Raw genomic sequence first — 14,137 nt, 5'->3', positions numbered from 1 at the left:
GGAGTTGAAGGTATCTTAACTCAATCAGACCGTAATAGTTTGCTATTAGTTTCATCGGCAAACAAATATCCCCTAAGGCGGGATAGCGATTTTATTGGGTAATCGAGTGGGGAGCTGCAATTCAACTTGAGTGACTTGCCTTTGTAAAAGAGACATTTAAGCTACACCCAAGCGTGCTTTTACTACTTGTTCGCAAGCATCAATATTCATCGTATCTTTTGGAATGATGAGCACAGTATCATTGCCGCCAACGGTGCCGATAATCTCAGTGTGTGGGTCGATATCAACTAATCTTGCGACTAGTTGTGCACAACCTGGATGAGTTTTTACGATGACCATCGCTTGGTTATGAGTGATGAATTCGATTTGCGATGAGATGGATGCATCGACACGAACCGGTGCACTTTCAACCGTGATGCAGTAAACCTTTTTACCGCAAGCATTCTGAATTTTGACAACACCAAGCTGTGACAAAATACGAGAGACGGTCGATTGGCTGATACCTGTATAGCCAATATCGACAAGTTTCTCTCGCAGTTGATTTTGGGTCGAGAAGCTTTGTTGTTGTAGTAAGCGTTTGCACGCTTCAGTCAGTGTTTTATCTTCAGCTGAATACAAGCAACCGTGCTCAGTGATTGGGTTCATGAACAACTCCTTAAGGTCAACATGTGGTTATCGCTTGTCCATAGCGCCGAGCGTACTCCCAAAGCCGTAGAGTACGATTGTTAAATAGGGCTTACCGATGAATCCCGAAATAAAGAGGGAAGGTATGCGTGATGTATGATCGTCTATCCATTGAGTCTACCACTAAAGGATAGTTATCTTTTTGAAGGGGATCACCAAATAAAATTCTAGTTAATTGCTTTTATTTTGGAGTTTTATTCTTTTGTTAAATGGATATTTATTCCAAGTTTGGCATAAATATCCATCGGTATTAGGGTGCTTTGGAGACCGTGATAATGGCGCTAAGGGTTAGCGAATTTCACTCATGATCTCGCGAGAGAATACTTTTTCACAGTAGTGACATTTTAGCTGCACGTTTTCCTGTTTTAGCTGCACTTTAAAGCTGCTTTCGACTGGCTCACCGTGCGAAATACAGTTGCTATTCGGGCAAGAGTAGACACTGTTGATTTGGTCTGGCAGCACTAATGTTAGCTTGTTCACCACCTTGTACTCTTCAATCTGATTGACCGTCGCTTGCGGGGCGTACAGAGCCAATTGGTTGGCTTGTTCCTTGGTCAGAAAGATGTTCTCAATCTTGATTAGGTCTTTGTTGCCGAGTGCTGATGATGGCAGGTTTAACCCCATAGTGATGCGCTGTTCTGTTTTATGCAGCTTGAACAGTTTGAGAATTTTAATCCCAAGATGAGCAGGGATGTGGTCAATGACGCTGCCATTACGGATCGCTTCTACTTGTAGCTGAGTTTGTTTAACCATGACTGTATCTCCTGCTTATAAAGTGTCGTTTAGAACTAGGGCTAATAAAGCTTCACGTGCATACACACCGTTTTCAGCTTGTTCGAAGTAGTAAGCGTGTGGCGTTTTATCGACGTCAGTTGTGATTTCGTCGACACGTGGCAGTGGGTGAAGCACCTTCATGTTTTGGCGAGCGTCTTTCAGCGTATCGGCCGTCAGAATGTAAGCCGATTTCATGTGCGCGTATTCTGACGCATCAAAGCGCTCTTTCTGTACGCGAGTCATGTACAGAACATCCAGCTCAGGCACCACTTCTTCAATGCTGCTGTGGGTGCTGTATTGGATCCCCATCTCTTCCAGTTCTTCACAGATGTAATCAGGCATCGCTAACACTTCTGGCGCAATAAAGAAGAAACGTACGTTATTGAATTTTGATAGTGCTTGCGTCAATGAGTGTACGGTGCGGCCATATTTTAGGTCACCAACGAATGCCACATTGAGGTTGTCGAGCGTGCCTTGCGTTTCGTAAATCGAGAATAGATCCAACAAGGTCTGCGTTGGGTGCTGATTGGCACCATCGCCACCATTCACAATTGGCACACCGTTAGAGAACTCAGAGGCTAAACGTGCTGCGCCTTCTTGTGGATGACGCATCACAAAGGCATCAACGTAAGAAGAGATAACTTGCACCGAATCGGCAAGTGTTTCGCCTTTTTTCGCCAATGACGTGTTACCGCCATTATCAAAACCGATGACAGTGCCACCTAGGCGTTGAACTGCGGTTTCAAATGAAAGGCGAGTTCGAGTTGAAGGCTCAAAGAAGCAGCTCGCAACCACCTTATTTTTCAGCAGCTCTGGGTTTGGCTCTGCTTTGAGTCTTGCTGCAGTATCGACGATAAGCTCCAGTTCATCACGAGAGAGCTCTGGAATGGAGATGATGTGCTTGTTAAATAACGAATGCGCCATAACGGGTCTTCCTTTTTCTATGCATACAGTCAAATTGCGGACAAAAAAAAGCCCCCTAAAAATAGGAGGCTTCGAAACGATCAATAGAGCAAAATAAAAATGACACTAACGCCACTCTTTGGCGTGTAGTTTGACAATTATGTGCGACAGAACTGCGGTTCATTTTTTGCTCTCTTTAGACAAATTGCGGAGGATTATACTCAGATAAAAAGGCCATGCAATACTTTCTGTAAAGTATTCATTTAATGGATTTTTATGCGAAATCACGTCCGTTTGTAGCTTCCATTTAAGCCTTTGTCGGAACTGCGAATCTCAGGGTTTTTCAGGTAATAATCTTTTTTAGTACATGAAAAAAAATGCGGGTTTTATCCAAGGTCAAAATCCCAAGAACGCCACCCGCATTTCCCTGTTATTGCACTTAACTTGTCAATGTCTTGCGAACAAGTGAGTGCTTAACTTTTTAACTTCGTAACTTTTTAATTTATTAGCTGCCTAGTGTCGCAACCATGACTGCTTTGATGGTGTGCATGCGGTTTTCTGCTTCATCGAATACGATTGAGTATTCAGACTCAACTACCTCATCTGTCACTTCTACGCCATCTTTAAGTTGCGGATATTCAGCAGCAAGTTGCTTACCGACTGTTGTATCTTCGCCGTGGAAAGCCGGTAGGCAGTGCATGAATTTCACATGTGGGTTGCCTGTTGCTTTGATCATTTCCATGTTCACTTGGTAAGGCATCATTAGGTTGATACGCTCAGCCCATGCTTCTTTCGCTTCGCCCATGGATACCCAAACGTCGGTGTATAGGAAGTCACAACCCTGCACGCCTTCTTGAACATCTTCTGTTAGCGTGATTTTGCCGCCAGTGTGTTCTGCGATTTCACGACATTGAGCTAGTAGCTCTTCTTGTGGCCAGAATTGCTTTGGAGCTACAAGGCGGATGTCCATACCCATTTTCGCAGCGCCAACCATCAGAGAGTTGCCCATGTTGTTACGAGCATCGCCTAGATAAGCAAAGCTGATTTCATGCAGTTGTTTACCACGGCCGTATTCCGTCATGGTTAGGAAGTCAGCCAAGATTTGAGTTGGGTGGAATTCGTCAGTCAGACCATTCCATACAGGTACACCAGCGTAAGCGCCTAGTTCTTCAACGATCTCTTGACCGAAGCCGCGGTATTCAATGCCATCGTACATACGGCCAAGAACGCGAGCGGTATCTTTCATAGATTCTTTGTGGCCAATTTGAGAGCCAGATGGACCTAAGTAAGACACGCGAGCACCTTGGTCGAATGCCGCGACTTCGAATGCACAGCGAGTACGAGTTGAGGTTTTCTCAAAGATAAGTGCAATGTTTTTGCCAGTCAGTGTCGGCTGTTCGTAACCGTTGTACTTCGCTTTTTTTAGCTCCATAGAAAGATCTAACAAGTGTTGAATTTCGCGTGGAGTGAAATCTAGTAGTTTTAGGAAGTTACGATTGCGTAGGTTAAAAGCCATGATGTATTCCTTCTTAGATTTAGGCGCTTTCCTGTTACAGGGAAAGAAAATTCAAGAAAGCGCGATTCAATTTTTGTGTATTAATTTCAGTTCAAACGGTGATTCAGTTTTCTCGCAAGGCTTGAAAAGCTACGCGAGTAGATTAATCTTTGGTGATGTTGGTGCCCGCCAAGCCTTGCAGGATTTGCAAACCATCTTCGAGTGCACCAATACCGACGACTTTGCCGCCTTGCTGAATGAATTCGCACGATGCTTCAATTTTTGGTCCCATAGAGCCTGCATCAAATTCGAATTTCGCCAGTTCACTTGGTGTGGTGCTGCGCAGTGCGTGTTGAGTCGGTTTGCCCCAATCAAGGTAAACAGCGTCCGCGTCGGTCAAAATAAGCAGTGCATCCGCATCCAGTTGTTTCGCTAAGAAAGCCGCTGACATGTCTTTGTCGATAACCGCTTCAACACCCACTAATTTGCCGTTCTCTTTTTTCACTGGGATGCCACCGCCGCCAGTACAAATCACTAGGTGGCCTGCATCGATAAGTTGGGTGATCGCTTCGTGCTCAACAATGCCAGTAGGGCGTGGGCTTGGCACAACGCGACGGAAGTGTTGGCCGTCTGGTTTGACGATCCAGTGGAATTTCTCCGCCAATTCACGCGCTTCCGCTTCTTCGTAGATCGGGCCAATCGGCTTCGTTGGATCGGCGAATGCAGGATCGTTTGGATCAACGGTCATTTGCGTCAACATGCACGAGATGTTGCGGTTAGGTAGATAGTTCTTGAACTCTTGCATCAGCATGTAGCCGATCATGCCTTGAGTCTCACTGCCCAATACATCTAGCGGATACGGGTTTACTTTTTTGTATTCCAAACCTTGCAGAGCCAGTAAACCAACTTGTGGGCCATTACCATGTACTAGAACCACGTTGTACACTTTCGCGATTTCAGAGATGGTTTTAACCGCTGTTTCAATATTACGGCGTTGAACATCGGCTTCTAACGGCTCACCGCGACGAAGTAAGGCATTACCGCCGAGTGCAACAACAACAGTTTGCTTAGTCATAATTGTGTTCTCTCATTTTGGCCAAGCTGAGATTATTTAAGATCATTCAAATTGGCCGTTTTCGTCTTAGTGATTAGATACCATCACGCTCAATTGGGCAGCTCATGCAGCGTGCGCCACCGCGACCGCGGCCAAGTTCATCTCCAGGGATAGGAAGAACTGTGATGCCTGCTTTATCGTATTTTTCATTGGTGTAGGTGTTGCCTTCGTAGCCAATCACAACGCCAGGTTTAACCGTTAGAACGTTGTTTGCATCGTTCCACTGCTCACGTTCTGCATGGAAGTTGTCACCACCGGTCGTGATTAGGTTTAGCTTGTCTACGCCAAGTGCTTTTTCGATAGCTGTTACGAAGTAGCCTTCTTCTTTCACTTTCACTGCGCCAGACTCATCACCAGTTAGGTTCCAGCACTGTACGTCTTTACTCACCACTTCAGGGTAAACAGAGAACGTATCTTCGTTCATGTGCGTCATAACGGTGTCTAAGTGCATGCAAGAGCGGTGTTTTGGTAGCTGCATTGCGATAACTTGTTTCGCTTGACCGTGTTTGAATAGGCTAGATGCTAAGTGCTCAACACCTTGTGCTGTTGTACGCTCAGACATACCGATAAGAACCGTACCGCGACCGATTACAAGAACGTCACCGCCTTCAATGGTTGAGTTGTCGTAGCTGATGTTTTCTTCATCGCCGAAGTACTTAATGAAGTCTTGGCCAGCAAATGTTGGGTGCCAGCGGTAAATAGCGCGAACGTGGTTGGTTTCACGTTGACGAGCAGGTTTCGCCATCGGGTTGATGGATACGCCACCGTATACCCAGCAAGATGTGTCACGAGTAAATAGGTGGTTTGGTAGCGGTTCGATAATGAAGTCGGTTGGTGCGTGCATGCCTTGCATCATTGAAGATGATTTCATTGGCATCTCAGCGTAAGACAGACCACCCGTTAGGATTTTTGCTAGTTCTAGGTTTGGTAAGTCGCCCAAGTAGCAGCGCACATCGTTAGCAAAGGTTTTGCCTAAGCGGTAATCAGAAACTTGATGATTCAAAAGCCAATCTTTCGCTTCTGGCACTGCTAGCGTGTCTGCTAGTAGGTCAGTAAGAAGAAGAACTTCAACACCTTGATCACGCAGCGTTTGAGTAAATGCGTCATGCTCTTTACCAGCACGTTCAACAGCCAGTACGTCATCAAATAGTAAATCGTGACAGTTAGAGGGTGTTAGGTGAGTCAGTGCGCGTCTTGGACGGTGAACTAGAACGCGGCGTAATTGACCTATTTCAGAACCTACATAGAACTTACTCATGATCGTCTCTCTCTTATATATTTGAATTACTTTTATCGCTAAGAGTAATTATTTATTTTCAGTTGAGAAGAATGAATTATTTATTCATATCTCTTGTCTGGAATTAATATTACGCCTGCTAGTCAGGTATTCTTAGAGATCTATCACAAATCGTTTTTTATCCCGCAGCCCTTTAAAATTAAGGGTTTTAACAAACTTTATGCACTTTCAGTTATGAATAATACATTCTAAATAGTTAGCAGTTAGGGAACTTTATGCACGCTTTTTTGACGAAACTTACTAGAATCTAATCTACGAGGGATTATATGCAGAATAGTTTTATTGATAAGAGTGTACTTAGCTTGGAAGTATGCAGTGTTTTTATTTAGATATTTAATTTTGGATGTGGAATTAATTGTTTATTAACAAAGTAAATGCGAATAAAGCTGTTGCGATCACATTTTAAAATCGGCTGTTTAAGTGTGTTTTTTGATAGAAAAGGGCATTAATCCTCGTCTGTTTATTAGGCTATTAATTACTTTAAATATAATTAACGCTAATAAGTGACTAACTATTTGTTTAAACATCATGGTTGAAAATAGAGTGTTATTTCATCAAGAAAATTAGATGTTTAAAAGTAGGATTGATTCTTCTATTGCGAGTGCTTTGAGTTTAGTTGAGCTTGGCTACGAACAGAAGAACCTTGAATATCGCGTGTATGGCTTTGAGGAGCTGTTTCAGTGGCAGAGGGTTACATTGAGAGGGAACAATAAAAAAGCCGCTGTGAGAAGCGGCTTTGGATGAGAAAGGAGTGAAGTGCTGTTAGTTAGATCAGCGCACCAATACTCAGTACAACAATGCAGAACACCATCAATATACCGACTAGTGGCATCACCCATTTAACCCAGCGCACGTAAGGGACACGAGCAATCGCCAAACCACCCATCACCACCGCGGAGGTTGGGGTGATTAGGTTCACCAAGCCAGATGCAGATTGGTACGCAGTGATAACCAAGTCACGACCTACGCCAGCAAAGTCGGCCAGTGGTGCCATGATTGGCATGGTCAGTACCGCTAAGCCAGAGGTCGATGGCACTAAGAACGACAGTAGAATCTCTAAGAAGAACATCACGTTAATGAAGATAACCGAAGAAAGCCCCGTTACCATCTGTTCTGCTGAGAAGAGAATGGTATCGGTGATCATACCGCGGTCCATCACCACTACGATACCACGTGCAATACCTATGATGAGCGCAACGCCAAGTAGGTCGCGGGCACCATCAATGAAGCTGGTGGTAAACTCTTCTTCGCTCATGCGAGCCACAATACCAACGATGATGGTTGCTGCTAAGAACATCGCTGAGATCTCAGCCATCCACCATCCAGCAACGGATACACCATAAATCATTACAGCGAACGAGCCACCAAAAATGGTCAGAATCAGTTTGCGAGTCGCGGTGAATTCAAGTTTTTCGCCGCTCGCATTACCTAAGAAGTGCGCTTTGTTCTCTTCGTATTTGTCGTAGACAATTGATGTTGTTGGATCGGCTTGAACCATTCTTGCGTAACGCATTACGTAGGCAACACAAATACCCCAACCAATAATCAACATCGCAATGCGCAACACGATACCGTCTGTAAATGGAATACCAGAGGCGTTGGCAGCGATCACGGTTGCGAATGGGTTAATCGTTGAACCCAGCACCCCAATACCTGCACCAAGCAGTACGGTCGCAGCGGCAACAAGAGGGTCAAAGCGAGCTGCCATCATTACCGGCACTAGTAATGTATAGAAGGGCAGTGATTCTTCCGCCATGCCGTAGACGGTACCACCTGCGGCAAATAGCGCCATCAGTATTGGTATCATCAACTCTTCTCGCCCTTCTAAGCGGGCGGTGACGCGCTCGATACCGGCATCAATGGCACCCGTTTTGGTTACTAGCCCTAAGAAGCCACCAATGATTAAGATGAACAGCGAAACGTCGATAGCCGCCGCTTCATAGCTATTGTGGTCATAGAAGCCGTCAATAGGCGCGAGCAGTACATCAATCACGCCTTGAGGGTTACCTTCTACCGCTTGATAGGTTCCGGTTACGGGTACTTCTCGGCCTAGCTCTTCATTCATTGCACGGTCGTATTGGCCTGCTGGAACAATCCAGGTAAGCAGTGCGACGAACGCAATCAGAATAAATAGAATGGTGTAGGCAGAAGGGAATTTAAAGTTGGCAAAGAAGCCGCCCTTTTTTTTCTCGCTTGGTATCGTTTGAGTTGTCATGGCTATCTCCTTACATCATCTTAAATAGAAGTGATGTGAATTAGCGACTAATGATTTATAGATTGTAAATACACGGACACTTATAAAGCACTCAACGATATAAAGTTGCTGACTTTAAATTAAGGTTGTTTTTATATTTACTAATCCAAATGAAGTTAGATTTAATTTAGCTGCGGTTATTTTATTCCTTACTCCGGTATTTAAGTTTGGTGCTGTTCACAAAAATAATGGCTAATAAAAGGGCTAAAAAATGGCAGAAAATCGTCAAGGTTTTTTGGTTAGTTAGCTTGGATTAATATTCGTTGTGGATTAACTGGAAGTGGAAGGAGATTGATTTGGTAGGTGTTGTTTATGATTAGGCAGAATAATCTTGGAATTTTATTCAAACTTTATTTTTAGGCGGTTTTTAAAGTTTATAATGGTTATTTGATGCGTATCAAATAACACATTGAGCAGAAAACAAAAAAGGAAGCCGAAGCTTCCTTTTAAATGTTCAATCACCAGCGAATGTTAGATAAACAGACCGCCGAATGCGAAGCCGAGTGCTACCGCAGTACTGATTGTTACCACACCTGGAATGAAGAATGGGTGGTTGAATACGTAGTTACCGATACGCGTTGAGCCTGTGTCATCCATCTCAACCGCTGCTAGTAGCGTAGGGTAAGTTGGAAGTACGAACAGCGCACTTACCGCAGCAAAAGAAGCAACGGCTGTTAGTGGTGCTACGCCAATCGCTAGTGCTGCAGGCATCAGTGCAACTGTTGTTGCGCCTTGAGAGTAAAGCAGCATAGAAGCGAAGAACAGAACAAGAGCCAGCATCCATGGGTAGTCAGCCAGTAGAGCGCCTGCTACGTCTTTGATTTCAGCAACGTGTGCGTTTACAAACGTTGAACCTAACCAAGCCACACCAAGTACACATACACATGCCGTCATACCAGAACGGAACGTTGGTGCTGAAGAAATCTTCGCTGCATCAATCTTAGTGAACATCACGATAGCCGCTGCTGCTGCCAGCATTACAGACATGATCGCTTCGTTACGACCTAGCGCCGGGTTTTCAATTAGGCCAACAGAGCTAGAGATAGCCGCTGCGTAACAAACCACGAAACCAATTGCAGCTAGGAAGATGTACGTTGCTTTCTTCGCTGTAGGTAGAATTTCGCGTTTCTCTTCTGTTGCTAGCTTGATTAGACCTTTCTCTAGACGTTCTTGATAAACAGGATCGTCTTTCAATTCGCTACCCATGTAGTTAGCAACAACCGCACCAACCATACAAGCGATGAAGGTTGTTGGGATACAAACCATCAATAGCGTTAGGTAATCAACACCAAATGGTGCCAACATTGCTGCGAAAGCCACAACTGCAGCCGAGATTGGCGAAGCTGTGATAGCAATTTGAGAAGCGACAACTGCGATAGACAGTGGACGAGAAGGACGAACACCTTGGCCTTTCGCTACTTCTGCAATAACAGGAAGCGTAGAGAATGCTGTGTGACCAGTACCCGCCATTAATGTCATTACAAAGGTCACAATCGGCGCGTAAAAGGTGATGCGTTCAGGGTGTTTACGCAAAAAGTTTTCGGCAATTTGTACCAACCAGTCCATACCGCCAGCAACTTGCATTGCAGCAATTGCGGTGATAACTGACATGATGATCAAGATTACGTCGATCGGGATGAAAGATTGGCTTGTTGGAACGCCAAGAATAAGTGAAAGGGCAATAACACCAGCACCACCGGCAAAACCAATACCGATACCGCCAATTCTGGCCCCCAAAAAGATAAAGAGCAGGACGACAAACAGTTCTACTGCAATCATAAGTAACACCTCATTTAGATTTTATTATGTGAACATTCGCCGCTGGAATGTTCACATAATAGTTCTATGGTTTAGATTCAATTTGGCAAAAGCGCAACCAACGGAAATCCACAAAATAATCATGGTTAACCGTATTGGAGCCTAAAAAAGGGCTCCGTTTGGAACCCTTTCTCGCTAACTTTATTCGTAGCGCTTCGCTTTATACTGAGGATGCATCAAATTTTCAACAGAGAAAATGTCATCAAGTTCTTCTTCGGTTAATAAACCGCGCTCTAGAACCACATCACGAACGCTCTTACCTGTCTCAGCACAGATCTTACCAACAATGTCACCCTCGTGGTGGCCAATGTATGGGTTTAGGTAAGTGACGATACCGATAGAGTTAAATACGTGTGATTCACATACTTCTTTGTTCACCGTAATGCCGTCTACACACTTGTCGCGTAGGTTCACACAAGCGTTTGTTAGGATGTCTAGAGACTCAAACATGCTTTGTGCAATAACAGGTTCCATTACGTTCAGTTGAAGTTGACCACCTTCCGCAGCGAAAGAAACCGTGTTGTCGTTACCTAGAACTTTGAAGCAAACTTGGTTTACTACTTCAGGTACAACTGGGTTTACTTTAGCAGGCATGATTGAAGAACCTGCTTGCAGTTCAGGTAGGTTTAGCTCGTTCAAACCAGTACGTGGACCTGAAGAAAGTAGACGCAAGTCGTTACAGATCTTAGATAGCTTAACTGCTAGACGCTTAAGTGCGCCGTGCGTCATTACGTATGCGCCACAGTCAGACGTTGCTTCGATTAAATCTTCAGCCGCTACACACTCTAGGCCTGTTACTTCTGCTAGGTGTTTCACTGCTAGGCCTTGGTAACCCGGTGCTGCGTTCAGACCTGTACCGATAGCCGTTGCGCCTAGGTTTACTTCAAGCAGTAGTTTTGAAGTGTATTCTAGGTTTTTGATTTCTTCATTGATGGTTACAGCCCAAGCGTGGAACTCTTGGCCAACCGTCATTGGAACTGCGTCTTGAAGCTGAGTACGACCCATCTTCAAAATCGTGTTGAATTCTTGGCTCTTAAGCTCGAATGCACCTTTTAGGTATTCGATCGCATCAATCAGTTTACGAACGCTGTTGTAAACAGAGATACGGAAGCCAGTTGGGTAAGCACAGTTTGTAGATTGGCTGCGGTTTACATGGTCGTTCGGGTTGATGAACTCGTATTGACCTTTTTCTTTGCCCATAAGTTCAAGAGCCACGTTCGCAACAACTTCGTTTGCGTTCATGTTTACAGAAGTACCAGCACCACCTTGGAAAACGTCCGATGGGAACTGATCCATGCACTTACCCGTGTCTAGAATTAGGTCACAAGCTTGGATGATGTATTTAGCCACTTCGCTTGGAATTACACCTAACTCTTTGTTTGCTAAAGCCGCCGCTTTCTTAGTCATCACCATACCGCGAACGAATTCAGGTACATCTGAGATCGTTACATTTGAGATGTTGAAGTTTTCAACTGCGCGTAGAGTGTGGATGCCGTAGTAAGCATCAGCCGGAACATGACGTTGACCTAATAGATCTTCTTCGAGACGAGTAGCTTGAGGAGCTTCAACTTGAGCTTCTGATTGAGTAGCCATAACAGGATCCTTAGAGAATTATTCTGATTATATAGTTAGTTATTAGCCTATTCTGTGTGCAAATACTCCGTTCGCTAGAATATTGGGCTGATAAATCCGTCCTGACTTATGTGGCACATGATACTGTACTTAGCGCATAAAAATATTAAGTGGATCACCTTTTTCGGTTTTGTTTCGTCAATATTTTGCAAAGTTATTCTTGGTCAATAAACACGCTTATTTACAGGATAAATTTGAGATTGTTAGGGCTTTCAGCGTAAACTGCAAGTAACAAAGGAGGGCGTGTGTTTCCTATCTTATTATTACTATTTATCTTCGTACCCATCATTGAGATTGGGCTATTTATTCAAGTTGGTGGCTTCTTAGGATTGTGGCCAACTATAGCGTTGGTTCTGATCACTGCATTTGTGGGTGCATCGCTGGTTCGTAGCCAAGGCATTCAGACACTTATGTCTGTGCAAGGTCGTTTGCAACAAGGCGAAATGCCAGCACAACAGATTCTTGAAGGCGTGATGCTTGCAGTTGCCGGTGTATTGCTGCTGACTCCGGGTTTTATGACGGACGCACTCGGTATGTTGGTATTATTGCCAGCACCAAGAGCGATGATTGCCAAGAAAATGATGGAAAAAATGGTGGTGACCAACATGTCTGGTGGTTTCCATGCCGGTGGACAAGCTGGTTTTGGCCAGAGCCCATTTGGACAAGACCCATTCAATCGCGATCCATCTGACCAATCAAAAGACGGCAACACCTTTGAAGGTGAGTTTGAGAAGAAAGACGACGACAACGATCGTAACCGCTTAAACTAATTAATTTTTTCTCTCTTTATATAGAGGGAAAACAGAAAAGGCTCTTACCTTTATCCTTCGCAGAAAGTGATAATGGTAAGAGCCTTTTTTATTGTCTTTCGCTAGCTGTTACTTACTGTTTACTATCGATAACAGATAAAAGATAAGCTTGAGTGTTCGGTTATACCGCGCCTTCAAAGCCCATTTGTCGCCATGCTTCAAAAGCAATGATTGCCACTGCGTTAGACAGGTTGAGGCTGCGTGCGTCTGGCATCATTGGAATACGAATACGTTGCTCCATTGGCATGCTTTCAATGAACTCAGCAGGCAGGCCGCGAGTCTCAGGGCCAAACATCAGCACATCGCCTTGTTGGAATTTCGCATCAACGTGGTGGCCTGTCGTTTTTGTGGTGCAAGCAAAGATGCGGAAATCACCCTCACGTTCATTCTCTAGATACTCAAGGAAAGCTTCTAGGTTCTTGTGACGCTTAACTCGCGCAAGGTCATGGTAATCCAATCCAGCACGACGAACCTTCTTCTCTTCAAAATCAAAGCCAAGCGGTTCAATCAGGTGCAGATTTGCGCCGCAGTTAGCACATAGGCGGATGATGTTACCCGTATTGGGTGCAATTTCTGGTTCGTATAGAGCGATATCAAACATGTTGGTTCACAAGAGTAATCAAAGATAGCCCGAGTATACGGTGGCAAGCTGAGTGAGTACAGTTCGCCACCGTCACCATTCGCTTACGCTTGGTTCGTTAGTGCTTGCGCGTAGTTTTCAGATACGGCATTCCAATTCACCACATTCCACCATGCATTGATGTAATCAGGACGACGGTTTTGGTAGCTGATGTAGTAGGCGTGTTCCCAAACATCGAGCGCGAGAATCGGTTCGCCATCACTCGCCACGGTATCCATCCACGGATTATCTTGGTTCGAGGTTGAGATGATCTTCAGCTGCCCTTGCTCTACCACTAGCCAAGCAAAGCCGGAGCCAAAGGTATTGATCGCCGCTTGGGCGAACTGATCTTGGAATGTCTCGAAATCACCGAAGGTACTCTTGATAGCCTCACCAAGCTCGCCCGTAGGTTCACCACCACCGTCTTGCGACATGCAATTCCAATACAAGATGTGATTGTAGTAGCCACCACCATTGTTACGCACGTCAGGGCTGTGCTGAGATATGTTGGCAAAGATCTCGGTCAGAGATTGCTGTTCTAGCTCGCTGCCAGACACCGCCGCAACAAACTTATCGTAGTAGGTTCTATGGTGCTTGCTGTAATGCACTTCCATTGTCTTAGCGTCAATGTAAGGCTCTAGGGCATCGTAAGCGTAGGGTAAAGCAGGGAAAGTGTGCGACATGGTAAATCCTCCTTAATTAGAGGATTTACCATAATGATAATAACAATCATTATCA

The 14,137-nt window shown here is 44.7% G+C and carries 12 protein-coding genes; 1 reads left to right on the top strand and 11 read right to left on the bottom strand.

The window, feature by feature from the left end; all coding sequences use genetic code 11:
- Positions 1–156: 156 nt before the first annotated feature.
- The 9 genes from AB4209_RS04870 to aspA form a co-directional block, all read right to left on the bottom strand.
- Positions 157–645: an arginine repressor gene (locus AB4209_RS04870; RefSeq protein ID WP_102320306.1), complete on the bottom strand. Its 489-nt coding sequence runs from the start codon at positions 643–645 to the stop codon at positions 157–159.
- A 327-nt stretch (positions 646–972) separates the two neighbouring features.
- Entirely contained in the window at positions 973–1,437 is a 465-nt protein-coding gene (gene pyrI, locus AB4209_RS04865) for an aspartate carbamoyltransferase regulatory subunit (RefSeq protein ID WP_059021942.1), read from the bottom strand.
- A gap of 15 nt (positions 1,438–1,452) precedes the next feature.
- Positions 1,453–2,382 (bottom strand): aspartate carbamoyltransferase, encoded by a 930-nt coding sequence (gene pyrB / locus AB4209_RS04860; protein WP_004729720.1) that lies wholly within the window; start codon positions 2,380–2,382, stop codon positions 1,453–1,455.
- A gap of 484 nt (positions 2,383–2,866) precedes the next feature.
- Positions 2,867–3,877 carry an ornithine carbamoyltransferase gene (locus AB4209_RS04855; RefSeq protein WP_017063666.1) on the bottom strand — a complete coding sequence of 337 codons (1,011 nt, stop codon included), beginning with the start codon at positions 3,875–3,877 and terminating at the stop codon, positions 2,867–2,869.
- A 142-nt stretch (positions 3,878–4,019) separates the two neighbouring features.
- Positions 4,020–4,931 (bottom strand): carbamate kinase, encoded by a 912-nt coding sequence (gene arcC, locus AB4209_RS04850; RefSeq protein WP_017062723.1) that lies wholly within the window; start codon positions 4,929–4,931, stop codon positions 4,020–4,022.
- Between the two features lie 73 nt (positions 4,932–5,004).
- A complete protein-coding gene (arcA, locus tag AB4209_RS04845; RefSeq protein WP_017062724.1) occupies positions 5,005–6,228 on the bottom strand; it encodes an arginine deiminase in 1,224 nt (407 codons plus the stop codon).
- Between the two features lie 805 nt (positions 6,229–7,033).
- A complete protein-coding gene (locus AB4209_RS04840; RefSeq protein WP_017062726.1) occupies positions 7,034–8,482 on the bottom strand; it encodes a YfcC family protein in 1,449 nt (482 codons plus the stop codon).
- Between the two features lie 510 nt (positions 8,483–8,992).
- A complete protein-coding gene (locus AB4209_RS04835) occupies positions 8,993–10,300 on the bottom strand; it encodes an anaerobic C4-dicarboxylate transporter (RefSeq protein ID WP_017061168.1) in 1,308 nt (435 codons plus the stop codon).
- 180 nt (positions 10,301–10,480) lie between these two features.
- Positions 10,481–11,932, bottom strand: a complete 1,452-nt coding sequence (gene aspA, locus AB4209_RS04830) for an aspartate ammonia-lyase (RefSeq protein WP_019821539.1) — start codon at positions 11,930–11,932, stop codon at positions 10,481–10,483.
- 284 nt (positions 11,933–12,216) lie between these two features.
- On the opposite strand from aspA, the gene AB4209_RS04825 reads away from it, so the two are divergent.
- Positions 12,217–12,741 (top strand): FxsA family protein, encoded by a 525-nt coding sequence (locus AB4209_RS04825; protein ID WP_012604974.1) that lies wholly within the window; start codon positions 12,217–12,219, stop codon positions 12,739–12,741.
- A 160-nt stretch (positions 12,742–12,901) separates the two neighbouring features.
- On the opposite strand, the gene trmL is transcribed toward AB4209_RS04825, so the two are convergent.
- Together trmL and AB4209_RS04815 are read right to left on the bottom strand one after the other, a co-directional pair.
- A complete protein-coding gene (gene trmL, locus AB4209_RS04820; RefSeq protein WP_009844716.1) occupies positions 12,902–13,381 on the bottom strand; it encodes a tRNA (uridine(34)/cytosine(34)/5-carboxymethylaminomethyluridine(34)-2'-O)-methyltransferase TrmL in 480 nt (159 codons plus the stop codon).
- Between the two features lie 83 nt (positions 13,382–13,464).
- Positions 13,465–14,082 carry a superoxide dismutase gene (locus AB4209_RS04815; protein ID WP_102320305.1) on the bottom strand — a complete coding sequence of 206 codons (618 nt, stop codon included), beginning with the start codon at positions 14,080–14,082 and terminating at the stop codon, positions 13,465–13,467.
- Positions 14,083–14,137 lie beyond the last annotated feature (55 nt).

This window comes from Vibrio sp. 10N.286.48.C11 (genome assembly GCF_041469805.1).
In the GTDB taxonomy this organism is placed as follows: Bacteria; Pseudomonadota; Gammaproteobacteria; order Enterobacterales; family Vibrionaceae; genus Vibrio; species Vibrio crassostreae_C.
Note: the sequence above shows the minus strand (reverse complement) of the source record. Positions and strands in the feature narration are given on the sequence as shown.

What these genes read in the sequence shown, in the direction of transcription:
- pyrB (WP_004729720.1), bottom strand. Translation starts at nt 2,382, where the DNA reads ATGGCGCATTCGTTATTTAACAAGCACATCATCTCCATTCCAGAGCTC.
- trmL (WP_009844716.1), bottom strand. Translation starts at nt 13,381, where the DNA reads ATGTTTGATATCGCTCTATACGAACCAGAAATTGCACCCAATACGGGT.
- aspA (WP_019821539.1), bottom strand. Translation starts at nt 11,932, where the DNA reads ATGGCTACTCAATCAGAAGCTCAAGTTGAAGCTCCTCAAGCTACTCGT.
- AB4209_RS04815 (WP_102320305.1), bottom strand. Translation starts at nt 14,082, where the DNA reads ATGTCGCACACTTTCCCTGCTTTACCCTACGCTTACGATGCCCTAGAG.
- arcC (WP_017062723.1), bottom strand. Translation starts at nt 4,931, where the DNA reads ATGACTAAGCAAACTGTTGTTGTTGCACTCGGCGGTAATGCCTTACTT.
- AB4209_RS04835 (WP_017061168.1), bottom strand. Translation starts at nt 10,300, where the DNA reads ATGATTGCAGTAGAACTGTTTGTCGTCCTGCTCTTTATCTTTTTGGGG.
- arcA (WP_017062724.1), bottom strand. Translation starts at nt 6,228, where the DNA reads ATGAGTAAGTTCTATGTAGGTTCTGAAATAGGTCAATTACGCCGCGTT.
- AB4209_RS04840 (WP_017062726.1), bottom strand. Translation starts at nt 8,482, where the DNA reads ATGACAACTCAAACGATACCAAGCGAGAAAAAAAAGGGCGGCTTCTTT.
- pyrI (WP_059021942.1), bottom strand. Translation starts at nt 1,437, where the DNA reads ATGGTTAAACAAACTCAGCTACAAGTAGAAGCGATCCGTAATGGCAGC.
- AB4209_RS04870 (WP_102320306.1), bottom strand. Translation starts at nt 645, where the DNA reads ATGAACCCAATCACTGAGCACGGTTGCTTGTATTCAGCTGAAGATAAA.
- AB4209_RS04855 (WP_017063666.1), bottom strand. Translation starts at nt 3,877, where the DNA reads ATGGCTTTTAACCTACGCAATCGTAACTTCCTAAAACTACTAGATTTC.